Origin of the sequence: Acidovorax sp. 22279 (assembly GCF_052045435.1) — a bacterium.
Classification (GTDB): Bacteria; Pseudomonadota; Gammaproteobacteria; order Burkholderiales; family Burkholderiaceae_C; genus Acidovorax; species Acidovorax delafieldii.
The window spans coordinates 37,024-60,147 of sequence record NZ_JBQEOV010000020.1; the positions used below are offsets into that span (position 1 = coordinate 37,024).

Below are 23,124 nucleotides of genomic sequence, written 5' to 3' on the forward strand. Positions count from 1 at the left end.
GAGCCGGCTGACAAAGGGTAGGCGTGGCTACCGGCTGCGCGGGGGGCAGCCGTTTGTCACCATGGAGTGCCCTGCAATCCGTGTTGGCAATCATCGCGTGGTGTGGCCCTTCTGGCTCGCCCGGTCGCTGCGATTGGCTCAGCGCGGTGTGGGGTTGCTCTTGTTTGTTGCAGAGTTTTTGAATGACACCTTCGGAACACACCCTCCCTCCTCAGCCCCGTGGCCCCATCCATCTGGTGGTGCCACGGCGGCTAGGTGCCGACCTGGACCTGCTGCGCGCCAAGCTCGAAGGTGTGCCTGCCCTGCAGGCGCACGACGTGGTGTGGCACGTGCCTGACCGGCGCGCCGACATCGTGCAGCTGGCCGAGCAAGCCGCCCAGGCCGCGCAGGACGATGGCGGACTGGTGGTGGCCGCCGGGGGTGACGGCACCATCAACGCGGTGGCGTCGGCCGCGCTGCGCGCCGGGGTGCCGCTGGGGGTGGTGCCCATGGGCACCTTCAACTATTTCAGCCGCGAGCACGGTCTGGCGCTGGACCCCGAGACCGCCGTGCAGGAACTGCTGCAGGCGCTGCATGCGGGGGACCTGCGGCCTGTGCAGGTGGGGTTTGTGAACCGCCGCATGTTTGTGGTCAACGCCAGCGTGGGCCTGTACCCCAAGATGCTGGCCGACCGCGAGATGGCATCGCGCCGCTTTGGCCGCAAGCGCTGGGTGGCCATAGCGGCGGCGGTGTGGAGCCTGTTTCGTCCCGCATCGGGCCGCCGCTGGCGCGTGGTGATGAAGACGCACCAGGGCGCTGAGGCGCAGCAGGAGGAGCATCTGGTCACCACCCTGTTTGTGGGCAACAACCCCCTGCAGCTGGACCGCATGGGCCTGCCGCAGGCGCAGAAGGTGGCAGACGGCGGGCACTTGGCCGTGGTGATGCTCAAGCCCCAGGGGCGTTGGGCCATCGCCCGCACCGTGTGGAACGCGGCCACCGGCCAGCTCGACAAGGACAACGCGGTGGTCAGCATGGCGTGTGCCGAGCTGACCGTGGCGCCCGCCAGCTGGCGGCCCCCGCAGGTCAAAGTGGCGTTTGACGGCGAGCGGGAGTGGATGGCGCCGCCCCTGCATTTTCGCATCAGTGCGCGGCCGCTGTGGCTGGTGGCACCGAGCCCGCTGGCGCGCGATGGCGCAGCGCAGACCCCACCACCAGAAGAGACCGCTTTCGCAGCCTCCGCAACCGACACGCCTGCGCCCAGCATTACCCCCGCCCCCGGCTTGCTGCCTGCATGATGGGACCCCCCTTGCGCCTGCCCACTGCCTGCGACCACCTGCCATGACTGTTCTGATGCACCTGTCGGACTTGCACTTCGGTGCGCACGACCCGTTGGTGTGTGCCGCTGTGCAGCGGCTGGCGCAACGCCTGGGGGTGGCCATGGTGGTGGTGTCGGGCGACCTCACGCAGCGCGCCACGGCCGAACAGTTTGAGCAGGCCGCGCGGTTTGTGCAGGGCCTGCATGCGCGCACCACCCTGGTGCTGGCGGGCAACCACGACCTGCCTCTGTTTGCGTGGTGGATGCGCTGGGGCCGTTCGTACGAAAGGTTCTCCGAACAGTTCGGCATGGACCAGGAGCCCGTGCGGCAGATGGGAGCGTTCTACGTGGTGGGCGTGAACACCACGCGTGCCTGGCGGCACGAGCGCGGCAGCCTGTCGTCTGCCCAGATCGAGCATGTGGCGCTGCTGCTGGCGCGTGCACCCCCGGGTGCATGGCGCATTGTGGTCAGCCACCACCCGCTGGTAGCGCGCGACGCCGAGGACAGCGACCACCGACCCCACCGCGCCGACGAAGCCGTGGAGCGCTGGCGCATTGCCGGTGCCCAAATGCTGCTGTCCGGCCACGTGCACCAGCCGCGCCTGTTGCAGCCGGTACCGGGGCTGTGGGCCAGCAGCGCGGGCACGGCGGTGTCGCACCGCCTGCGGCACGGCAGCCCCAACAGCCTGGTGGTGCTCAGCACCGAGGCATCGGGCGTTGTGCCAGACGGCCAGGCGAGGGTGGCGGCACGGTGGGACTATGACGGCGCGGTGGGCGAGTTTGTGTGTGTGGACCGGGTGGCTGCCAGGTGACGGCGGAAGAAGTATCAATTGCTATGCTGTTGATAGCATTTGATGTATATGGATGTAGCGCTTCAAGCCAAGAAGACCCAATTTTTCTACCGGGAAGCGCTGCGGCGCTGCTGGCACGCCCCGAACCGGTTTCCTGATAGCGGACAGGTGCCGCTGACCTCGCTGTTGCTGCTTTGCCCGGGGTGTTTTCACCGGTTGACCAGCCGTGGGGCGGCGCCTATTCTGAGTGGTGAATGGCAGGCATTGCCTTTAGAACCTGTTCAAGATCTTGAACAGGTTCTTACCCCACCCACAAAAACCCGGCCGCTCCACGCCCCAGACCTCCATGCACAAAGAATTCCACCACGACGCCGTGCGCCGCCTGCAGGCGCTGATCGAACGCGAAACCGGCAAGCCCCTGGGTGAGGCGGCGCAGGCCGAGATGGCGGGCATCCTGCACGGTATGGAAAACCCCGAAGGTGCTGCCGCCACCGGCCTGGAGGTGGCGCCGCGCGAGGTCACCATCCTGCTCGCCGACCTGCGCGGGTTCACTGCGCTGTCGGGCTCACAGCCCGCATCGGTGGTCATTGCGGCGCTCAACCGCTGCCTGGCACGGCTGTCGGAGGTGGTGTTCAAGTACCAGGGCACCATCGACAAATTCATGGGCGACTCGATCATGGTGCTGTTCGGCGCCCCGGTGGCCCGCGACGACGATGTGGACCGCGCGCTGCTGTGTGCGGTGGAGATGCAGATCGCCATGCGCGAGCTGAACCTGGCCCACCTGACCGAGCGCCTGCCGGAGGTGTTTCTGGGCATTGGCGTGAACACCGGCACGGTGATGGCCGGGCGCTTTGGCTCGGATGTGTATTCCGAATACACGGTGATCGGCGAGGCCGTGAACCTGGCGTCGCGCATTGAGGCGCTGAGCCTGCGGGGCCAGGTGCTCATCAGCGACTCCACCTACCAGCGCTGCTGGGGGCTGGTGTCGGCGTCTGCGCCCATGCAGGTGTTCGTCAAGGGGCGCACGCAGCCCGTCAGCCTGCGTGAGCTGATCGCCATCCCGTCGCACAAGCTCAAGGTGCCCCGCCAGGAGTTCCGCCGCAGCCACCGTGTGGACGCGCGCCTGCCCTGCCTGTGCCAGCGCATGCAGGACAAGATCGTGGTGCCCCACATCGTGCACGGCGCCATCCGCGACATTGGCTACCACGGCCTGCTGGTCGAGCTGATCGAGCCACTGGAACCCCACAGCGAGATCAAGCTGGAGTTCGAGCTGCCGCTGGTGGACTACCGCGTGGCCGATGTGTATGCGCGGGTCATCACCCTCAAGCAAGAGGGCGACGAATGGGTGGCCGGGCTGGAGTTCACCTCCATCAGCGCCGAGTGCCGCGCCAAGGTGCAGATGTTTGTGCAGCTGCTGGTGGCGCACTGACGCGCGCGCACACCGCACCGCTGGCCGTTCAGCATCCCAGCATGTGGGCGAGATCGTTCAGGTCCCTGGCATGCAAGTCATTGCCCGGCTGCGGCGACACATCCTTGGGCTGTGCCACGCCAAACTCGTGTGGCCGTTCGATGTACGCCGTGCGCAGGCCACATCCCCGCGCAGCGGCCAGGTCGTCGTGGTGCGCCGCCACCAGCGCCACCTGCTGTGGTGGCAGGTCAAACACCCGCGCCACGCCCAGGTAGGTGTCGGGATGCGGCTTGTAGGCCTTGAACACCTCGGCGCTCAACACACAGTCCCAGGGCAACCCGGCGCGCTTGGCCATGTTGGTCAGCAGGCCGATGTTGCCGTTCGATAGCGTGGTGATGGTGTAGCGCTGCTTGAGCCGCGTCAGCCCCTGCACGCTGTCGGGCCAGGCATGGAGCCGGTGCCACGCGCGGTTGAGGTGATGGCGCTCGGCATCGCCCAGGTGTGCCAGCCCAAAGCGCGGAAGGATCTCGTCCAGGATCTGCCGGTGCAGGGCATCGATCAGCGTCCAGCCCTGTTCGCCGCGCATCACCCGCGCCATGGCGGGCTGGTAGCCCGCGCGCCACGCCAGTGCAAACGCATCGGCATCCACCTGGGGATAGAGTGCCCGCACCTCGCGCGCAATGCTGCCGTGCCAGTCCACCACGGTGCCAAAGATGTCGAAGGCCAGCACCTGCACCTGGGCAAAGGGATGGTCGGCAGGCAGGGCAGTGGGGTTGGTGGATGGGAGGGTGTTCATGCGCCCATCGTAGAGGCGGCGGCAAGCCCTCGTCCCCACTGCTGCATTGCCGCCACACTGCGCACAAAGGGCTGGAGTGCTGCCCGCAGCTTGCGCTACATTGGCTGCGGGCTGGCCTTTCTGCCAGCCACGTCGCTCGGACGGTTCCGGGCGCTTACGTGAAAGTCACACCGCATGTCTGCATCGCAGGGCAAGCGCCGTTTTGCGCGCATCGATCGCCTCCCTCCCTACGTCTTCAACATCACGGCCGAGCTGAAACTCGCCGCCCGCCGCCGGGGCGAAGACATCATCGACATGAGCATGGGCAACCCCGACGGGGCCACGCCACCGCACATCGTCGCCAAGCTCACCGAAGTGGCCCAGCGGCCCGATACCCACGGCTACAGCGCCAGCAAAGGCATCCCGCGCCTGCGCCGTGCCATCAGCCACTGGTACAAAGACCGCTATGCGGTGGACATCAACCCCGACACCGAGGCCATCGTCACCATCGGCTCCAAGGAGGGCCTGGCCCATCTGATGCTGGCCACGCTGGACCGGGGCGACACCGTGCTCGTGCCCGACCCGAGCTACCCCATCCACATCTACGGCGCGGTGATTGCCGGTGCCGACATCCGCAGCGTGCCCGTGGCGCCCGATGTGGACTTTTTTGCCGAGCTGGAAAAGGCCATTCGCGGCAGCTACCCCAAGCCCAAGATGATGATCTTCGGCTTTCCCAGCAATCCCACGGCGCAGTGCGTGGAGCTGAGTTTCTTCGAGCGCGTGATCGCCCTGGCCAAGAAGCACGACATCCTGGTGGTGCACGACCTGGCCTATGCCGACATCGTGTACGACGGCTACCGCGCCCCCAGCATCATGGAAGTGCCCGGCGCCAAGGACGTGGCGGTGGAGTTCTTCACACTCTCCAAAAGCTACAACATGGCCGGCTGGCGCGTGGGCTTCATGGTGGGCAACCCCGACCTGGTGGCCGCGCTCGCCCGCATCAAGAGCTACCACGACTACGGCACCTTCACCCCCCTGCAGGTCGCGGCCATCGCCGCGCTGGAGGGCGACCAGCAGTGCGTGAAAGATATTACTGCCCAGTACCAGCGCCGCCGTGACGTGCTCTACAAGGGGCTCACCGAAGCCGGCTGGGCCGTGGACTGCCCCAAGGCCAGCATGTACATCTGGGCCCGCATCCCCGAGCCGTATCGCGCGCTGGGCTCGCTGGAATTTGCGCGGCAGCTGCTGGACAAGGCCAAGGTGTGTGTGTCGCCAGGCATCGGCTTTGGCGACCAGGGGGATGAGTACGTGCGCTTTGCACTCATCGAGAACGAGGCGCGGATTCGGCAGGCGGTGCGGGGGATTCGCGCCATGTTCAAGGCGGATGGTTTGTTGAAGCTGCCCCCGGTGATACCCGCCTGAGAAAGGCGCCGCAAGGCGGCGCTGAAACCCGTTGCAACGACTGCTTACGGCATTGGCATGCGCCGCCGCGTAGACTGCGGCGCATGTTTCTGGACTACAACCCCGACGACCTCGACGTCACCATTTCCGAACTGCTGGTGGCCACCAGCGACGCTGCCGATCCCGACCTGCCAGCGGCTGTGCCGCAGGTGCTGAAGCTGCTGCGCACCCGCCTCAACATGGACGTGGCCTTCGTGTCCCAGATCACCGAGGGGCGCAGAACCATTAAGGCGGTGGACAGCGCCGCAGACTTTTCCGCAGTGCAGCCGGGCAGATCGGACCCCGTGGAGGAAAGCTGGTGTCAGTGGGTGATCGAGGGGCGCTTGCCCGAAGCGATCAAGGACGCCGGGCCCCTGGTGGCGGCGGGCCGGGCACCCAACCCCGGCTTTCCCATCGGCACGCATCTGAGCACGCCGGTGCGGCTTTCGGGCGGGGAGATATATGGCACGTTGTGCTGCTTCAGCCGTGGCGTGCAGGCCGACGTGGACATCGGCCGTCTGCGGTACACAGCTGACCTGCTGGCCTCCAGGCTCACACTGGATCCCGGGCAGCGCTGACCTCCTGCAGGGCAGTGTTGATCGGCCCCTTACATCGCCCAGATCCGGGGTGCTTCCCCTTCCAGCGACCACATCGCCTGGCGCCACGCCACCCGCACGGCCTTGAGCAGTTTCATCGCGGGCTCCACCTGCGGCGCCAGCACGCGCACCACCACCATGCGGTCGTTGGGGCTGGTGGCGCCTGCGGTGGCCTTGACCAGGGGGTGCTGATCCATCACCGCACGGGCCGCGTCCAGTGCGGTGTCGCGGCGCGTCCGGTCAAGTGGGGTGCCTGCGGCAAAGAACATGCTGGCCATGCAGCGGTGGCCCGCCAAGCCCAAGGGGCTGCTCAGCAGCCGGTCGTCGGCGGCGTCGATGACGCCGCGCTCCAGCCACAGGCCGGGCACTTCCAGGTGCTGGGTGAAGCGGCCTTGTACAAACGGCTGGCCCGCGTGCGGCAGGCCTAGCGCGGTCACGTCCCAGGCGATGCATTCGGCGCCGGGGGCGAGGTTCAGCGTGAGGTGGTTTTCAGCGTGGCAGGCGCTGTAGCAGAGGGCCTCTAGCGGCAGCCATTCCAGGCGCGCGCCTTCGGCCAGGGTGAGGTGGCTGCGTTGCAGCGCCAGCGGGCCGGTGGAGCGGTAGAAGCGTGTGGCCCCGGGCGTGGTGACCAGGCCGTGGGCGCCTGGGCCCACGGTGGTGGTGATGTCCAGTGTGTCGCCGCCCACCAGGCCGCCGGGCGGGTGCACCAGCACGTTGTGGCAGATGGCGTCGCCCTCGGGGTACAGGCTTTGCAGGATGCGCAGCGGCCCGTTGTGCTCGTAGCGGGCTACCGTGCGGGCGCTATGTTCTGCCGTGTAGTCGAGCTGAAGGCGGGCGTGCCAGGGCATGTTTCGATGGTTTGCTACTAAATGAGTAGCTGATTATGCCCTGCAGGCAAGCGGTAGAGGCCCGTGGGTGCGACACGCGCCACCCGTTTTCTCTACGCTGTTTGGCGTACAGGTGTCTGCACGGGGGCTGTGGGTTCGGCCGTGTACCAGCTGCGCAGCTTGCCCGGGTTGAGCAGGCCCTGCGGGTCGAAGCGGCGCTTCATGCCCACCACGGCCGGGTCCAGGTTGTTCTGCTTGCCGTCTTCCACGATGTACACATGTGGGTTGTTGATCTGCACGCCGTGGTCGCGGTAGATCTGCATGATTTGGTTCAGGCGTTCTTCGGTGGTGTAGCGGATGATCTGCAGGCCGCTGCAGTTGAAGGCGCCCTCCTTGGTGCGCAAGAACTCCAGGTGCATCATCACCTCGCCTTTCAGCGCGGCCTCCAGCGCCTTCACCTGCTTGAGGCGGTGCATGGGGTTGAAGCCGCTCTGGATATAGGTCAGGCCCTTGTCCACCTTGAGGGCGTGCAGGGTGGTGTGGTTCCAGGTGTATTCGAGCAGCGTCTTGTGGCTGCTGGCCACTTCGTCGGCCGTCTTGCGGTAGGTGACCTGACCGCCGTGCTGGGCCACCATGTCGCGCATGCCGGCTTCTGAGTGCGGGGCCACCAGCAGCAGCACGGCGTGCTGGTCGGCAGGCAAGTGTTCGGCCAGACTGGTGAAGTACTGCGGGATGGGCGCGGCCACAAAACACACCTCCTTTTTCTCCAGCCCGGGCGCGCTGCCAAAGCGGTCGGCAAACTCCAGCGCCGCGTCGAATTGCTCGAAGGTGGCGATGCATTCGGTCCACTCCACGGCGGGGGTCAGGGCCACTTCCAGCTCCAGAACGATGCCGTTGGTGCCGTAGGTGTGGTGCAGCAGCATGGCTTCGGGGCCGCGCAGCTCGATGACCTGGGGCTCGGGCTCCACCGTCATCGCGCGCACGGCCAGCACGTTGCCAGGCGCGGCCAGCGGGCCGTGGTTGATGGAGCCTGCGCCCCCAAAGCCGCCGCCAAACAGCCCGCCCAGCGTGGCGCTGCGGTAGGTGCTGGGCAGCCAGCGCAGCTCTTGCCCGTGGGGCTTGGCCTGTGTGTCAAAGTCTGCCAGCCGAATGCCCGACTGCGCGCGGCCCACGCCGCCGCGCACCCAGCCAAAGGCGTTGTAGCCCGACAGGTCCAGGATCACGCCGCCGTGCAGTGGCGTGCTCTGGCCGTAGTTGCCGGTGCCGCTGCCGCGCACGGTGAGAGGGATGCCCGCGCTGGCGCATGCGGCTACCACCTGGCGGATTTCTGCTTCGGTGCGTGGGCGCACGGCGATGTCGCCACGCTTGCCCGCCAGGTCGCGTTTGAGCACAGGGCTGAACCAGGCAAAGTCCTGTGAGAGGCGGCCCACGCGCAGCGGGTCGGCAATCCAGTCCAGATCGGGCAGCAGGTCGGGCAGTTGTTGGGCGGTGGTGGTCATGTCGGTATCTCCTTGGCCGCTGGTGGCCGTTTTGGGCAAAAGGAAGCCCGTGCCGCGCGCCAGTGGCTGCGCGCGGTGTGTTGGCGATGGGGTTGAAAGGGCTAGTCGTGCGACGTTTCGCTGGCGTGCCAGCCGCCCAGGGCGACACGGGTGAGCCAGGCCATCAGCACGAACAAGGCGACGCCAGTGAGCGAAATCAGCAGCAGTGCAGCAAACATGCGCGGGATGTTGAGCTGAAAGCCGGCCTGCAAAATCTGGTACGCAAGCCCCGCACCCTGGCCCCCGGTGCCCGCCACAAACTCCGCCACCACGGCGCCGATGAGCGCCAGGCCGCTGGAAATGCGCAGCCCGCCAAAGAAGTAGGGCAGCGCGCTGGGGATGCGCAGGCGCAGCAGCGTCTGCAGCCGCGTGGCGCGGTTGAGCTGGAAGTAGCTTTGCAGGTCAGGCTCCACACTGCGCAAACCCAGCGTGGTGTTGCTGATGATGGGGAACAGGGCCACCAGTGCGGCGCAGATCACCATCGAGGCCGTCGGGTCCTTGACCCAGATGATGATGAGCGGTGCCACGGCCACGATGGGCGTGACCTGCAGCAGCACGGCGTAGGGGAAGAGCGCCGTCTCGATGCGTTTGCTCTGCACAAACAGGAACGAGATGAGCACACCCGCCACCGTGGCCACCACAAAGGCCAGCACCGTGATCTTGACGGTGACCCACAGCGAGCCGCCCAGGGCGGCCCAGTCGGTGAACAGCGTCTTCATCATCAGGATGGGCGAGGGCACCAGGTAGGGCGGTAGCTCCATGGCCGTGACCAGCCCCTGCCAGAGCGCGATCAGCACCAGGCCGACCAGCACGGGGTAGACCACGCGCTGCACGCGGGGTTGGGCCATGAGCGGCGGGCGTTTGGGTGTGGCCTTGGCGGCAGGTTTGGCAGCGACTGGTGCAGGCGCTGAGCGCGGGGCGGCTGCCGGGTGGGCGGTGACCACGGGCGATGCGATGGATGCGGAAGGGAAGGGGGTGCTCATGCCACGGTCTCCTCGGTGTCCATGCTGGCGCGCAGCAGGCTGTCCTGCAGCAGCTTGGCGTAGCGGCTGAATTCGGGCGACACCATGAAGTCGGCCGTGCGGGGGTAGGGCGCATCGATGCGGAACTCTTCGACCACGCGGCCCGGGCGCGCGGCCATCATGACCACGCGGCTGGAGAGGAACACCGCCTCGTGGATCGAGTGCGTCACAAAGATCACAGTGAGCTTCTTCTTGCGCCACAGATCCAGCAGGTCGGCGTCGAGCTTGTGGCGCGTGATTTCGTCGAGTGCGCCGAAGGGCTCGTCCATCAGCAGCAGGTCGGGCTGGGTGACCAGGCCGCGCGCGATCGATACGCGCATCTGCATGCCGCCCGACAGCGCACGAGGCAGGGCGTTGGCAAACTTGGACAAGCCCACCAGTGCCAGCGCTTCGGTCACGCGCGCATCGGCTTCGGCGCGAGGCACGCCCGCCAGGTCCAGCGGAAGGCGCACATTGGTCTGCACACTGGCCCAGGGCATGAGCGTGGGCGACTGGAAGACAAACGCCATCTTCTTGCCGCTCTCTTCCAGCTGCGCCACGGGCTTGCGCCACAGGTGCAGGCGGCCGTCGGTGGGCTCCAGCAGCCCCGCCACCATTTTCAGCAGCGTGCTCTTGCCGCAGCCCGAGGGGCCGAGCAGGGTGACGAACTCGCCTTCCTCAATGGTCAGGTCCACCGGCAGCAGGGCCTGGGTGCCATTGGGGTAGGTTTTTTCGGCCGAGAGCACCTCCACGGCGGGTGTGGGGCGCGGCGCGGGTGCCAGAGGTGGCGAGGCAGCGGGAATGGACATGGTGGTGCCTTTCGATGGATGTGGCCGGGGAGGCTGGCCGCTGTGTCAGGGCGTTGGGGCTTATCTGTCGTAGCGCTTGGCTTGGCGCCAGCCGCTGGAAACTGGCGCGGCCCGAGCCAGCGAACGCCGAGCAAGGGCCGCCCCGCAGCGAGGGCGTTGTCCCCCTTGGGGGAAGGCGCGAAGCGACTCAGGGGGGATCAAGGAAGAACCTTGAGGTCTTTGACGAACGAAGTTGTGTAGGTCTCGGCCAGCTTCACCTTGGCAGGGTCGATGAGCTTGGCGTCCACCAGGAAGTCGTAGCTGGCCTTGGCGCGTGCGTCGGTCATGATGCCGATGCCCATGGTGGCCGCGTCACCCCCGGTGGCCATGCCCATTTCCTTGAGTTTGGCCACGCTGTAGGCGAGCTGCTCGTCGGTCATGTTGGGGTTGTCCTTCTTGATGAGCGCGTTGGCCGGGGCGGGGTCGGCCAGGTAGCTCTTCCAGCCTTCCATCGATGCCTTCACGAACGAGGCCACGGCGGCGCCGCGGTCCTTCACCGTCTTTTCCATGCACGAGATGGTGGTGGCGTAGGCTGGGTAGCCTTGGTCGCTGAACATCAGCGTGTTCGCCTTGACGCCCGCCTTGGCAATCGCAAACGGCTCGGATGTCAGGTAGCCCTGCTGGGCGGCGTTCTTGTCGGCCACGAAGGGCTGGATGTTGAAGGTGTAGGGGCGGGTCTGCGAATCGGTGAAGCCGTATTTGGCCTTGAGCCAGGGCCAGTAGCCGCGCTGGGCCGACGAGGCGATCAGGATGGTCTTGCCCTTGAGGTCTTCGAATTTCTTCACGTCCTCGTGCGCGATGAGTACCTGCGGGTCCTTCTGGAATACGGCCGCCACATTGACCACGGGCACGCCGCCTTCACGCATCTGGATCATCTGCAGGTCGCTCGACCCCATCACGCATTCGGCCTGGCCGGCGGCCATCATCTGCACGATGTTGACCTGCGGGCCGCCCATCTTGATGGTCACATCCAGCCCGTACTTTTTGTACAGGCCCGTAGCCACCGCCTGGTAGAAGCCGCCATGCTCGGCCTGCGCATACCAGTTGGTCATGTAGGTGAACTTTTCCTGCGCGTGGGCTTGCATGGTGCCGACGGCACCAACAGCGAGCAGCGCGGCTGCACCAAGTTTGGAAAGGCGGGAGGCGGTCTTCATCATGGTGGTACTCCGGTAGGGTGGTGGAGGTGGAACGAAGGGACAACGAAGGGAAAGGCGAAAAGGTTTTGCGATAGCGTTCGCAGGTTTCAGGCCAGTGCGCTGGAGTGCTCCACGTGGCCGGTGTGATGGGCGCGGCCCCAGGTGGGCTCAGTGCGCGGTGCCCACTGCAGCCGATGCAGCTCGGTAATGGCGGCGGCCCAGCTCACGGCCAGCGAGTCGAGGATGGCGTGCCCCTGTTCGGCCGTGGCGGGCAGCGGGTCGCCAATGATTCCGCTGGGGCCGAAGTCGCGTGCACTCCAGGCGCAGGCCGGGCGGCCGTCGGGTGAGAGCAGGGGCGAGTCAAAAACGGGCGGGTAGTTGACTACCGCACGCTCCATGTGCACGGTGTCGGGGGCTAGCGCCAGCATCAACGCCGTCTCGGCGTGGCCTGCGTGCATAGCCAGTTTCTTTTCGGTGTCGGACAGGTACTTGCCCGCCACATGTGGCACACGCCAGGTGAAGCTGGGCACCACAATGAAGTCGCCATGGCGCAGGCGCAGCTCGCGTGCGCACATTTCCATCACCTGCGGCTGGCCGCCGTGGCCGTTGACAAACAGCAGCTTGCGAAAACCCGCGCGGTATACCGACTCGCCCACCTCGTTCATGGTGGCCAGCAGGGTCTCGCCGCTGAGCGTGACGGTGCCGGGGAAGTGCAGGTGCTCTTCGGACTTGCCGTAGGTGATTGGCGCCATCGCGAACGCAGGCACATCGGCCGGCAGGCGCGCCAGCGCATGGCCCACCACACCCGCGCTGATCACCGTGTCCACCGCACAGGGCAGGTGCGGGCCGTGCTGCTCGGTGGCGCCCGTGGGCAGCACGATGACGGTGTTCTCCTTGTCCGGCAGGTCGGCGATCTCGGTCCAGCTCAGGTAGGGCAGGTAGCGGTGGGGCGGGTTGTAGCCGTGCAGCATGAAAGACTTTCGTGAAGGTGTTGGGGGTGTATCAGCGCTGTGGCAGATAGGCCGTGGCTTCGACCTCGATCAGGATGTCGGGCGTGGGCAACATGCCGCTCACTTCCACTACGGTGGATGCGGGGGGCTCGCCGGGGAAGAACAGCTTGCGCACGCGGCTGTACTGTGGGAAGTGGTCCAGGTTCTTGAAGTACTGCACCAGCTTGAACACGTCGGACATCTGGCCGCCGGCGGCCTCGATGGTCTGGCGAATGCGGTCGAGCACATACCAGCTCTGCGCGAGAATGGGGCCCTCCTTGATGTCGCTGCTGAACTCGCCCGTGCGGCCAATCAGCGTGGCGGCCTCATGCGGGATGTCGTCGTAACCGCGCACGATGCGGCTGGCGGCAGGGTCCACGGCGATGATCCCGCTGAGGTAAATGAAGTCGCCTGCGCGGCGCCATGCGGCGTAGCGGGCCAGGGGCTGGGCGATGCCCGGCGCAGGTACGGTTGCAGATGCGGGGCTCATGCGAGGCTCCTTGCGGATGATGTGTTGGGCACGTGGGTGGGTACATGCCAGGCAGCCGGTGCATGGCCGCTGTCGACGCGGCCCTGGCGTAGCACCACGCGGCCGTGCGCGCCCTGTGCGCGCGATGGAAAGCCCCAGTGGTCGGTCTGGGTGAAGACCAGGAGGTCTGCCACCGTGCCAGGCTGCAGCGGCAGCGCGGTGGTGCCAGTGCGGCCGGTGCGCAGCCAGTCGCTGCGGCACAGCGATTCGCTCCATTGGTCGAAAGGTGCCTCCAGCTGCGCCGCCAGCACGCCCGTGGCCAGGGCCTCCAGCGGGTCGAAGCTGCCCACGGGGCAGAACGGGTCTTGCACGTTGTCGCTGGCCACCAGCACCGGGATGCCGCGTGCACGAGCTTCCTTCACCAGCGTCAGGCCACGCCGGCGCGGCGTGCGGCCGGTGGTGGCGTCCTGCAGCAGCAGGTTGGTGATGGGCAGCGTGACCAGGGTGATGGGGCTTTGTGCCACGGCATCGAGCGTGGCGAGGGCCGTGGCCTCGTCCTGTGCGGCCAGGGCGCATGTGTGGCCGCAGACCACATGGCCTTCAAAGCGCAGCTCCTTGAGCAGTGCGGCGGTGGTCGCCAAGCCCTTAGCGTCGGGGTGCAGTTCTTCGTCCACATGCAGGTCCACGTCCAGGCCGTGGTGTTGTGCGGCTTCCAACAAGTGGCGCAGCGCCTGCGGGTCCCAGTTGGTGGAATGCACAAAGCCGCCCAGCAAGCCGCCGGGGCCGCTGGCGGCCACGGTGGCTGCCAGTTGCATGGCGGCGCTGCGTTCTGCGTACAGATGCAGGGGGATCAGGCTCACGCGCTCCAGCGTGATGCGGTCGGCCCAGTCGTGCGCCAGTGCGCGCAACACGTTCCAGGCCAGCGGCTGTGCGTCGGGCTCCCACCAGTCGCAGTGGGTGCGCAGATGCACGGTGCCGGCGTCATAGGCCCATTGCAGCGCGCGGCTGGCGCGGGCGTGGATGTCGGCCTCGGTCCAGCTTTGGCGGTCCACCATCATGGCCTCGATGGCGCCCAGCAGGCCGGGCTTGACCACGCCCATGCGGGGCAAGGTGAAGGCCTTGTCCAGATGGGTGTGTGCGTCCACCAGGCCGGGCAGCACCAGCGCGCCTGCTACGTCCCACACCGTGCCGTGGGGCGCTGGCTGGGTGCCATGGGGCAGCACCTGCACGATGCGGCCCTGGGCCAGGTGCAGGTCGGCCAGTGCGGGGTGGTGGCCCTGCTGCGGCCATGTGGCGGGCAGCAGCCAGCGCGGCAACCTTGCGCGCAGGATGTGGTCGGGGGTGCTGGATGCGTGCATGCCGTGATCCTTAGAAATTGGTCTTATGCAAAGCGCGCCATGGCCTGGCCCACGCGGGCCTTGAAGGCCGCCAGCCGAGGTGGTGTGGCCACGTTCATGTGGTAGTAAGCGTGGTAGTCCACCCGCGCCTTGCCGCCTGTGAGCAGGCGCATGTAGCGGGTGATGGACTTGCGCGGCGGGTCGCCCATGAACAGGGCCGTCCAGCGGGGGCGCCCGTAAGTGACCACGGCTGAGATGCGCTTGATGTGCGTGAGCGAGGGTTTGACGTTGTGCGGATCGCTGATGTCAAAGGCCACGCCGGGCATGAGCACGCGGTCGAAAAATCCCTTGAGCATCGCCGGCATGCCAAAGCACCAGGTGGGAAAGCAGAAGACCACGGCTTCGGCCCAGAGCAGGCGGTCCACATAGCCCTGCACGGGCAACTGGTTGCTGGGCACCTCGTGGTAGCCCAGGCGCTCTTCGCGTGTCATCACGGGGTTGAAGCCCTCGGCGTACAGGTCGCAGTCGTCCACCTCATGGCCCGCGCCGCGCAGCTGCTGCACCACCTCGGTGTGCAGGGCTGCGTTGTAGCTGGTTTCTACCGGGTGGCAATAGATCACGAGGATGCGCATGGCGGGTGTCCTTCGAGTGAGTGGGAGGAGGGGTGGTGCCTAGAGATCCAGCGTCAGCGTGGCGCTGTGGCTGCGTGCGCAGCACACGGCGACGTGGGTGGCTTGCTCTGTGGCGCTCAGGCAGCTGTCGCGGTGGTCGGGTTCGCCGTCCAGCCAGCGGGTCACGCAGGTGCCGCACACGCCCTGCTCGCACAGGGTTTCCAGCGGCACGCCAGCGAGCTGCAGCACATCGGCCATGCTCTCGCCAGAGCCAACAGGCAAGCGCATCTGGCTGCGCTGCAGGATCAGCTCGAACGTGTGTTCTGTGCGGGCGGCGTCGGCGGTGTCAGGGGCTGTCTGCATTGTTTGACCATGTGATTTGATCGATTGGTCAAACTATTGCAAAGGCTGTGCCAGCCACAAAAAGCGGTCAAACGTCTTTGTGGTGGATCAACGCGGCCTGAAAGGGGCTTTTGACGCCGCGTGCTGGTGCAAATTGCCCGGGATTCGCCCCTCGGGCACCCGAGGCATGCCCAGAATGGGGCGGGGGCCTTAGTCTGGTGCGATGCCGCAGCCCAGCAGCACAAAGCTGGTGAGTTCGCGCACGATGGGCTCGCGGTCGATGGGCTCGTCGGGCGCCAGGCCCAGCATGATGTGCACCTGCACGCCGTAGTCGGCGTAGTGCTGCGTCATGCCCCAGATCTGCATCAGCAAAACCTTGGCGTCCACCTTGCGCATGCGGCCTTCGGCAATCCAGCGGTTGATGAGGTCCACCTTCTGCTGGGTGGACTTGACGGCTACGGGCCAGTATTTGCCCAGGTTGCGCCCACCGCCCAGCACCTCGGTGGTGAAGATGCGCGACAGGCCCGGGTTGTCCAGTGCGTAGTCGAGCTTCTTGCGCACATAGCTGCTCAACACCTTCTTGGGATCGTCGCTGTTGCTGTCAAAGATGAAGGCGCCCGACCAGCCGTTGAGCACCGAGTACAGCAGCTCTTCATACAGCTCTTCCTTGCTGCTGATGTAGTAGTGCAACTGGGGCTTGGTCAGGCCCGCGCGCTCGGCAATGGCTTTGGTGGATGCCCCCTTGAAACCATGGCGACTGAACTCGGCAATGGCTGCCTCGCGGATGGCGCCCAAGATGCGTTCGCGCCCCTGTTTGGCGCGGCTGAGCAGCGCGCCGGAGGCGGCTTCGGCTTCGGATTCGGTCATGGCTTTGGTGCGAGGCATGGGGAGTGCAAAGTGTGCGCTGCAGATTCTGCCCGCGCGGGAGTGGGTCAGACTTTCCAGAACCCGATGTGAGGCGCGCTGGCTTCTTCGACCAGCGCCGGGCCGATGCATTCGATGGCGTGGGGCGAGGCGGCAAACACGTCGCGGCACGACAGCTCGGCGTCGCGCTGCTCGGCCCGCTCGCCCCGGAACACGCGCAGGCGCTCGGCATCAATGCCAAACACCACGCGCCCAATGCCCGACCAGAAGATGGCGCCCGCACACATCACGCAGGGCTCGGCCGACGAATACAGCGTGGCCTTGGCCAGGGCATCGCGCCCCACGCGCGGGCTGAGCTGGCGAACAGCATTGGTCTCGGCGTGACCGGTGCAGTCGCCGGTCTCGGTGGTGTTGCAGTAGGCCTCGGCCAGCAGGCGCCCTTCGGCACTGATGACCACGGCACCAAACGGGCGGTTGCCGCGCGCGCGGGCCGTGCACGACCACGCGATGGCCTGGCGCAGGTAGGTGCCGTCCGTGTCGTTGATGGGGGTGGGGTCGTCAAAGCTGGCTGGGGGTGCAGACATGAGCGCGTGCATGGTGTAGGTGTCTCCGTCGATGGTGGGTGGGTGGCTGTCGTTGTGCAACGCCGGACTGTCTGCACGCCCGCCGTTGTGGTGCAGGGCGCTATGCATTTGGCATGCCAATCACAATCAGTGACATGTATGCATGGCTTTTGATGCGCGTGCACAAGCGCTCTCAACCTGCGTGGGCACACATGCATGGCGCCGTGGGCATTCTTCTTGCATCGCTGTTGGCAAGAGTAGAAGCGTTCACTGCATTGCCCCCTGTGCCATCCTGCGCGGGGAGATGCCAGTCGGAAATTGCTCTTGAAGCCCGCTGTGCGCGCAGCGGTGTGCGTTTGCACACCGTGGCTTCAAGGGTTGAAAGGACGGCCGCCGCATGCGGTGCCACCCACTCTTGAAGCACCCAGCGGGAGGGCCTTTCTTCCTTCCACTTGTCTTCAGGAGAACTGCATGACCACCACTGCCACCTACGACCTCGCCGAACTGCAAAAAGAAACGCGCATGGGCGCGATGGGCTCGGAAACCGCGAGCCGCGAGATCCGCCGCATCGACCTCAGCCACTTTGCGCAGCGCAAGACCGAGATTGCCGACCAGCTGTGGGACGCCGCCGTCGATGTCGGCTTTTTCCAGATCGTGAACCACGGCATTGACCTGGCCGAGGTGCACAACGCCTTTGCGATGACCGAGCGCTTTTTTGCGCTGCCGGATGCCGTGAAGGCGCAGTACCCGCTCAAGAAAGCGCTGAATGTGGGCTGGGAAAGCCGCGCGCAGGTGCGTCCCTCCACCGGCACGCCGGACCAGAAGGAGTCGTACCAGATCACCCGCCCCCACATGGCGGGCCTGTGGCCCACCGACGAAGAGTTGGCAGGCTTTCAGGTCACCATGCTGGCCTTTGAGGGCCAGTGCTGGCAGGTGGCCATGCAGGTGCTGTCATGCTTTGCGTGGAAGCTGGGGTTTGACGAGGCCTTCTTTGCCCGCGCGCACGACCCTGCGCAGGCCAGCTACCAAAGCACCTTGCGCCTGCTGCACTACTTTGCGACCCCGCCCGAGCAACAAGCCAGCCTGGGCCTGTGGCGCGCCGGGGCGCATACCGACTTTGATTGCCTGACCCTGCTCTTTCAGCGCCAGGGCCAGGGCGGCCTGCAGGTGTGCCCGGGCAAGGAGATGGACACCCAGGCCTGGACCTCGGTGGAGCCCGACGAGCAGGCCATCACCTGCAACATCGGGGACATGCTGATGCGCTGGAGTGACGACCAGCTGCCCAGCAACTTCCACCGTGTGAAGAACCCTCTGCCCGGCGAGTACATGGGGCCGCGCTACAGCATCGCCTTCTTTGCCCAGGCCAACCGCGACGCCATCATCGAAGGGCCCGGCAAGAAGTACCCGGCGATTGCCGCGGGCGACTACCTGAACCAGCGGGTGGCGGCCAACTTCAAGGCTTATTGACGCGTGACTTGGGAGGCAGGGGTGGGCGCTTGTCCGCCCCGCCGATGCCTGGGTGGTCGGCTGCCGTCGATGGCGCGGCCGTGCAGGGGCTAGCTCAAGCGACGTGGCGCGGTACACCCACAGCGCTTATCCGGAACACGTTGTCTTCCGGGTCCGCCAGCACCGCCTGCCATTGGCCGTAGTACGTGGCGTAAGTTGGCTTGATGACCTGTCCGCCCAGAGCTTTGGCCTTTTCGCTGGCAGCCTCCACGGCGTCCGGTGTGTCCAGCATGAAGGTGGCATAGCCTGTCACGCCGCGTGGTGACGGCAAGGCTGCGCCAGGCTGCCGGTCGGCCAGGCCCAGCAGGGCATAGGCCTCGGGGGCATTGAAGCCGAGCTGGAAGTGCTCGGTCTCCACCGCCCGGTAGATGGCCGAGCACGTCCCTGGCGCCTCGGGCAACTGCAGCAGGGCTTGATAGAACTGAAGCTGCGCTTCGATGTCCTGGCACAGCAGGTTGAACCAGAGCCTCATGACATCACCGCCGCGCTGGCTGGGGTGGTGGCCTGACCCAGGCCGTACGTCTTGCGGTACATGGCCTGCAGGTGCTCGCCCACGGTGCAGGGTGCAAAGCGCGGCGACTCACCCGCAGGCACACAGGTGGGGACGGGGACCACCTGGGCCTCGTAGTCGGGCGTGTAGAAGAACGGAATGGAGTGGCGCGGTGCGCCCCCGCTGTGCACGTTGCGCACGCGGTGGGGGTTGGATCGGTACAGCCCATTCGTCCAGCGCGGAATCATGTCGCCCAGGTTCACCACCAGCGCTCCCTCGATGGGTGTGGCAGCCACCCATTCGCCGGTGGGCAGTTTCACCTCCAGCCCGCCATGGTGGTCCTGGGCCAGCAGGGTGATGGCACCCCAGTCGGTGTGCTCGCCCGCGCCAAAGGTGAGCGCATCGGCGCTCTCAGGATGGGGTGGGTAGCGCAGCAGCCGCAGCGTGAGCATGGGGCTCTGGTGTGTGTGGTCAAAATAGTCTTCTGGCAGGTCGAGCGAGAGCGCCAGCAGCTGCATCAGCCGCAGGGCCAGCTGCCGCATGGCGGCGATGTAGATGCGGCTCTGGGTGGCCAGCTCGGGCAACGCCTCCGGCCACTGGTTGCTGCCGTATGAGTGGTAGCTGCGCTGTACATACGGATGGTCTGCCGCGTAGTCCAGCCCGCAGTAGAAGCTCTCCTTGAGGTCCGGGCGCGCATTCGCGTCCAGGGTCTGCCCGCCCAGGCTTTCGTAGCCCCGCATCGCGGGTGAGTGGTGCAGCGAAATCGCTTCCTTGGAGGCCAGCGGCAGGTCGAAGAACTGCTGCGCCAAGGCAAACTGGCGCGCAATGATGTCCTGCGGCACACCGTGGTGGCGCACGTAGAAGAACCCCGGGCCCGTGCAGGCCTGGCGCAGTTGGGCGGCCACGGCCATCACGGCGGGGCTGCGCGGCGCGCCCGGCTGCAGGGCGCCGCTGAGGTCGAGGAGGGGGATGCCCATGGCTTTCCCCCGGTCAGGCCTTGAGCTTGCGGTCTACGGCCGGGGGCAGAAAGCGGTCGGTCCAGATGTCGGCCACCGCCAGGCTGCTCTTGAGGCCAAAGGCTGCCACGGTCTCATCGATGGTGGCCTGCAGGCGCGCAGGCGTGGCAGCGCCCCAGCCGTTGGCGCGTGTCTCGGCGGTCTTCATGGTGCCGTCCACGATGAGCTGCAGGCGTTCGAACTCGATCTCTTCATGGGCCAGGGGCTCTCGGGCCTTGATGGCGGCAGCGCCGGAGCGCGGGTCGGCAATCGCATCGACCCAGCCGCGTGTGGTGGCTTTGACGAAGGCCTTCATGGCGTCCGGGTTGTCCTGCATGCTCTTGGCGTTGGCAATGAGCCCATTGCCATACGACTTGAGGCCATAGTCCGAAAAGCGGAACACCGTGATCTGATCCGGCGTCAGGCCCCGCGCCTTCAGGTTGAGCAGACCGGTGAAGAAGAAGTACGCCGCTGCGTCGAAATCGCCTTTGACGAAGCGTGTGTCGCCGATGTCGGGTGCGACGTTCTCCCATTTCACGCCGCTGCCATCAAAGCCCTGTGCCTTGGCAAAGGCGGGAAAGAGCTTGCGCGAAGCGTTGAAGGGCTGGCCCAGGATGGTCTTGCCCGCCAGGTCGGCGGGCTTCTTGATGGCGCCGTCCTTGCGCACCATGACCGAGTTGGGGTTCAGGTCGTACTGGATGGCGACCGCCGCCAGTTTGGACTGCGGGTTGGCGGTGTTGAACTCGATCATGGTCGAGAGGTCGGCCGATGCCACGTCATAGGCACCACCCGCCACCAGGCTGATGGCCGAGGCAGACCCGTTGCCGGTGTCGATGGTGACATCGAGGCCCGCATCCTTGTAATAGCCCCGCTGCTGCGCCAGCAAAAAGCCTGCGCCCGAGGCCTCGATCTTCCAGCCCAGGTTGAACTTGAACTTCTGCAGATTGCCCTGGGCGCGCACAAACGGTGTGGCAGACAGAAGGGCGGCGGCGCCGGTGGCGCGGATGAGGGAACGGCGTTGCATGGTGGAGCACTCCTGGTCGTTGGCGGGTAACCACGGGGGAGTGAAAAGCCAGGCTTCACACCCCTCCGAACGGGGTGCATGCAATCAACCGACAGGGCGCTGGGGCTGCGAGGTGGGGGCACCGGCCTCCTGAAGACGCACAGTCCTGCGCGCCCGTGGTGGCGTCAGTCCATTGCATGCTTCAAGAGCAATTTCCGGGCGGTGGCCGCTGAACGCTTCTACTCTTGGCGTCTGCGTATTTGCAGGATCTGTGCCATGCGATCCCATCGTGCGGGCCATGCCCTAACACCCCCGCGCGCCACACCATGGTGCGCGCTGCACCAGTGTCTGGCGTGCAACGGCAACTGTGGTGCGAGGTAGGTCTTTACAGCCAGGGCTTTAGCCAGCCCAGCCCGTCGCTGGTGGCGTGGGCGGCGGCCCCGCGCGCGGGGCGGTATTCGCAGCCAATCCAGCCGTCATAGCCCAGGCTGTCCAGCAGTTTGAAGAGATAGGTGTAGTTGATCTCGCCCACATCGGGCTCGTGGCGCTCGGGCACACCGGCAATCTGGAAGTGGCCGACGTTGCCGGTCGGCAGGTATTGGCGCACTTTCATGGCCAGGTCGCCTTCCACGATCTGGCAGTGGTACAGGTCCATCTGCACCTTGACGTTGGCGGCGCCGATCTCGGCGATCAGCGCATGGGCCTGGTCCTGGCGGCTCAGGAAGAAGCCCGGCATGTCGCGGCCATTGATAGGTTCCAGCAGGATCTGGATACCGTGCGGCGCGGCTTGTTCGGCAGCGTAGCGCACGTTGGCGATGTAGGTGGCGCGCACGGTGGCTGCATCGGCCCCTTGGGGCACCAGCCCGGCCATCACGTGGATGCGGGGGCATTGCAGTGCCTGGGCGTATTCAACCGCTTTGGCAATGCCTTCGCGGAACTCGGCCTCGCGCCCGGGCAGGCAGGCCAGCCCGCGTTCGCCCGCGTCCCAGTTGCCGGGCGGGGCGTTGAACAGCACTTGCTGCAGGCCGTTGGCTTGCAGGCGCGCGGACAGTTCTTGCGCAGAGTAGGCGTAGGGAAAAAGGTACTCCACCGCCTGGAAGCCATCGCGGGCAGCTGCGGCAAAACGGTCGAGAAAGTCCACGTCGTTGTAGAGCATGGACAGGTTGGCGGCAAAGCGGGGCATACAGAGGGTTCCTGAAAAATGAGGGTCAGCGGCGCGGGGCGTTGGTGAGCACCTGGGCCAGCCGGTCTTGGTACAAGCGTGCCAGGCCCACCGTGCTGTGGCCGAGGGTGTCGGCGCTAGCGGGGATCACGTAGGCCTGGGCGTGCGGGATGCGGGCGATGGCTTTGTCCAGCACGCCCAGCTCGGGTGGGTTGCGCTCATCGTCTGCTGAGTTGATGGCCAGCACGCGCGCGGTGATGCGTTCCAGCCCGGGCTCGGGGTCGTAGTCGCGTGATGCCTCCCACTGGTAGATGTGGTCGTTGGCATCGCCACGGAAAGGCGCTTTGAGGCGTTGCTCCACCAGCGCGTCGGCCGCAGCGCGGTTGGGGGCCAGCTTTTGCAGGCCCTGGTTGCCCCCGTTGGTGCCCGTGCCAAAGAACACCGATGCAAACTGCAGGCTGCGGGGCTGGCGGGTGTAGTTGCCGCCTTGCCATTCGGGGTCGTTGCGGATGGCATCGACCAGCAGGCGGCGCATCATCCAGTTGCGGCCTGACATGGCGGCGGGCAGCGAGGCCATGGGCACGGCAATGTCCATGAAGTCGGGGTAGCGCTGGGCCCACACCCAGGTGTGCATGCCGCCCATGGAGTTGCCGATGATGGCGCGCACATGGCGTACGCCCAGGTGCTCTGTCAGCAGGCGGTACTGGGCCTGCACCATGTCGTCATAGTTGTAGGCCGGAAAGGCGGCGCGCAGGCCGTCTGACGGCTTGCTGGAGCGGCCGGTGCCGATGGCGTCCGGCAGGATGATGAAGTGCTTGCGTGCATCCAGCGGCTGTCCGGGGCCAAACAGCGTGCCTGCAAAGCCGGGTGTGAGCATGCTCTCTGCCGAGCCATTGGTGCCATGCAGCACCAGCACGGGCTCTCCGGTGGGCTCGCCCACGGTGGAGTAGGCCAGCTTCAGTTCAGGCAAGGTCTGGCCGGAGTGGAAGCGGAAGTCCTTGACGACCCATTCCCCATGTTTTGGGGCGGGGTAGTCCGCAGCCGATGCACCGCCCGTGGCCAGCACGCCCAGCAGCATGGGAGCAAAGGCTTTGCGCCAGAAAGAAAGGGTCATGGTTTGTCTCCTTGTGTGTGTTCTT

24 protein-coding genes and 1 pseudogene are annotated in these 23,124 nt (G+C 66.3%); 6 read left to right on the forward strand and 19 right to left on the reverse strand.

Annotated features, from left to right (window positions below):
- Nucleotides 1–182: 182 nt before the first annotated feature.
- Nucleotides 183–560, forward strand: a pseudogene (locus ACTJKQ_RS21640) (diacylglycerol/lipid kinase family protein); the annotation flags it as partial.
- Here ACTJKQ_RS21640 and ACTJKQ_RS21645 read toward each other — a convergent pair.
- Complete coding sequence (locus ACTJKQ_RS21645) at nt 503–1,243, reverse strand: DUF2694 family protein (protein WP_440598051.1); 741 nt, start codon at nt 1,241–1,243, stop codon at nt 503–505. The pseudogene ACTJKQ_RS21640 and the gene ACTJKQ_RS21645 sit on opposite strands and share 58 nt — an antisense overlap.
- Before the next feature lie 74 nt (nt 1,244–1,317).
- Here ACTJKQ_RS21645 and ACTJKQ_RS21650 point away from each other — a divergent pair, with 74 nt between their 5' ends.
- The gene (locus ACTJKQ_RS21650; protein ID WP_440598017.1) at nt 1,318–2,106 is read left to right on the forward strand and encodes a metallophosphoesterase family protein; all 789 of its coding nucleotides are present in this window, start codon (nt 1,318–1,320) and stop codon (nt 2,104–2,106) included.
- A 325-nt stretch (nt 2,107–2,431) separates the two neighbouring features.
- Nucleotides 2,432–3,514, forward strand: a complete 1,083-nt coding sequence (locus tag ACTJKQ_RS21655) for an adenylate/guanylate cyclase domain-containing protein (protein WP_108498312.1) — start codon at nt 2,432–2,434, stop codon at nt 3,512–3,514.
- Between the two features lie 28 nt (nt 3,515–3,542).
- On the opposite strand, the gene ACTJKQ_RS21660 is transcribed toward ACTJKQ_RS21655, so the two are convergent.
- Nucleotides 3,543–4,289, reverse strand: coding sequence for a haloacid dehalogenase type II (locus ACTJKQ_RS21660; protein WP_440598018.1), 747 nt, complete (start codon nt 4,287–4,289; stop codon nt 3,543–3,545).
- A 174-nt stretch (nt 4,290–4,463) separates the two neighbouring features.
- On the opposite strand from ACTJKQ_RS21660, the gene alaC reads away from it, so the two are divergent.
- Together alaC and ACTJKQ_RS21670 are read left to right on the forward strand one after the other, a co-directional pair.
- On the forward strand, nt 4,464–5,690 hold the full coding sequence (gene alaC / locus ACTJKQ_RS21665) for an alanine transaminase (protein ID WP_440598019.1): 1,227 nt from the start codon (nt 4,464–4,466) through the stop codon (nt 5,688–5,690).
- Nucleotides 5,691–5,773: 83 nt separating this feature from the next.
- The gene (locus ACTJKQ_RS21670; RefSeq protein WP_260666500.1) at nt 5,774–6,286 is read left to right on the forward strand and encodes a GAF domain-containing protein; all 513 of its coding nucleotides are present in this window, start codon (nt 5,774–5,776) and stop codon (nt 6,284–6,286) included.
- 29 nt (nt 6,287–6,315) lie between these two features.
- Here ACTJKQ_RS21670 and ACTJKQ_RS21675 read toward each other — a convergent pair whose 3' ends face one another.
- From ACTJKQ_RS21675 to ACTJKQ_RS21730, 12 genes are all read right to left on the reverse strand, one after another.
- Nucleotides 6,316–7,152, reverse strand: a complete 837-nt coding sequence (locus tag ACTJKQ_RS21675; RefSeq protein WP_440598020.1) for an urease accessory protein UreD — start codon at nt 7,150–7,152, stop codon at nt 6,316–6,318.
- A 92-nt stretch (nt 7,153–7,244) separates the two neighbouring features.
- Entirely contained in the window at nt 7,245–8,630 is a 1,386-nt protein-coding gene (locus ACTJKQ_RS21680) for an FAD-binding oxidoreductase (protein ID WP_440598021.1), read from the reverse strand.
- Between the two features lie 101 nt (nt 8,631–8,731).
- Nucleotides 8,732–9,652: an ABC transporter permease gene (locus ACTJKQ_RS21685; protein WP_440598022.1), complete on the reverse strand. Its 921-nt coding sequence runs from the start codon at nt 9,650–9,652 to the stop codon at nt 8,732–8,734.
- Nucleotides 9,649–10,479, reverse strand: coding sequence for an ABC transporter ATP-binding protein (locus ACTJKQ_RS21690; RefSeq protein WP_440598023.1), 831 nt, complete (start codon nt 10,477–10,479; stop codon nt 9,649–9,651). The genes ACTJKQ_RS21685 and ACTJKQ_RS21690 overlap by 4 nt, the downstream gene beginning before the upstream one ends.
- Before the next feature lie 197 nt (nt 10,480–10,676).
- Complete coding sequence (locus ACTJKQ_RS21695) at nt 10,677–11,675, reverse strand: ABC transporter substrate-binding protein (RefSeq protein ID WP_056060679.1); 999 nt, start codon at nt 11,673–11,675, stop codon at nt 10,677–10,679.
- An 86-nt stretch (nt 11,676–11,761) separates the two neighbouring features.
- Nucleotides 11,762–12,625, reverse strand: coding sequence for a creatininase family protein (locus tag ACTJKQ_RS21700; RefSeq protein WP_121505600.1), 864 nt, complete (start codon nt 12,623–12,625; stop codon nt 11,762–11,764).
- 31 nt (nt 12,626–12,656) lie between these two features.
- Complete coding sequence (locus ACTJKQ_RS21705) at nt 12,657–13,133, reverse strand: RidA family protein (protein WP_440598024.1); 477 nt, start codon at nt 13,131–13,133, stop codon at nt 12,657–12,659.
- A complete protein-coding gene (locus ACTJKQ_RS21710; protein WP_440598025.1) occupies nt 13,130–14,470 on the reverse strand; it encodes an amidohydrolase family protein in 1,341 nt (446 codons plus the stop codon). The genes ACTJKQ_RS21705 and ACTJKQ_RS21710 overlap by 4 nt, the downstream gene beginning before the upstream one ends.
- Before the next feature lie 23 nt (nt 14,471–14,493).
- Nucleotides 14,494–15,081: an NAD(P)H-dependent oxidoreductase gene (locus ACTJKQ_RS21715; RefSeq protein WP_044398955.1), complete on the reverse strand. Its 588-nt coding sequence runs from the start codon at nt 15,079–15,081 to the stop codon at nt 14,494–14,496.
- Nucleotides 15,082–15,120: 39 nt separating this feature from the next.
- The gene (locus tag ACTJKQ_RS21720; RefSeq protein ID WP_440598026.1) at nt 15,121–15,423 is read right to left on the reverse strand and encodes a 2Fe-2S iron-sulfur cluster-binding protein; all 303 of its coding nucleotides are present in this window, start codon (nt 15,421–15,423) and stop codon (nt 15,121–15,123) included.
- Between the two features lie 189 nt (nt 15,424–15,612).
- Nucleotides 15,613–16,269 (reverse strand): TetR/AcrR family transcriptional regulator, encoded by a 657-nt coding sequence (locus ACTJKQ_RS21725; RefSeq protein WP_440598052.1) that lies wholly within the window; start codon nt 16,267–16,269, stop codon nt 15,613–15,615.
- A 65-nt stretch (nt 16,270–16,334) separates the two neighbouring features.
- Nucleotides 16,335–16,850: a nucleoside deaminase gene (locus tag ACTJKQ_RS21730; RefSeq protein WP_369750496.1), complete on the reverse strand. Its 516-nt coding sequence runs from the start codon at nt 16,848–16,850 to the stop codon at nt 16,335–16,337.
- 450 nt (nt 16,851–17,300) lie between these two features.
- Here ACTJKQ_RS21730 and ACTJKQ_RS21735 point away from each other — a divergent pair, with 450 nt between their 5' ends.
- The gene (locus tag ACTJKQ_RS21735) at nt 17,301–18,296 is read left to right on the forward strand and encodes an isopenicillin N synthase family dioxygenase (RefSeq protein ID WP_440598027.1); all 996 of its coding nucleotides are present in this window, start codon (nt 17,301–17,303) and stop codon (nt 18,294–18,296) included.
- Nucleotides 18,297–18,390: 94 nt separating this feature from the next.
- Here ACTJKQ_RS21735 and ACTJKQ_RS21740 read toward each other — a convergent pair whose 3' ends face one another.
- From ACTJKQ_RS21740 to ACTJKQ_RS21760, 5 genes are all read right to left on the reverse strand, one after another.
- Nucleotides 18,391–18,807: a VOC family protein gene (locus ACTJKQ_RS21740; RefSeq protein WP_440598028.1), complete on the reverse strand. Its 417-nt coding sequence runs from the start codon at nt 18,805–18,807 to the stop codon at nt 18,391–18,393.
- Entirely contained in the window at nt 18,804–19,802 is a 999-nt protein-coding gene (locus tag ACTJKQ_RS21745) for an isopenicillin N synthase family dioxygenase (protein WP_440598029.1), read from the reverse strand. The genes ACTJKQ_RS21740 and ACTJKQ_RS21745 overlap by 4 nt, the downstream gene beginning before the upstream one ends.
- 13 nt (nt 19,803–19,815) lie before the next feature.
- Entirely contained in the window at nt 19,816–20,844 is a 1,029-nt protein-coding gene (locus tag ACTJKQ_RS21750) for an ABC transporter substrate-binding protein (RefSeq protein WP_440598030.1), read from the reverse strand.
- A gap of 364 nt (nt 20,845–21,208) precedes the next feature.
- Nucleotides 21,209–22,006: a 2-oxo-tetronate isomerase gene (otnI, locus tag ACTJKQ_RS21755; RefSeq protein WP_440598031.1), complete on the reverse strand. Its 798-nt coding sequence runs from the start codon at nt 22,004–22,006 to the stop codon at nt 21,209–21,211.
- Nucleotides 22,007–22,031: 25 nt separating this feature from the next.
- Nucleotides 22,032–23,099: an alpha/beta fold hydrolase gene (locus tag ACTJKQ_RS21760; RefSeq protein ID WP_440598032.1), complete on the reverse strand. Its 1,068-nt coding sequence runs from the start codon at nt 23,097–23,099 to the stop codon at nt 22,032–22,034.
- Nucleotides 23,100–23,124: the final 25 nt, after the last annotated feature.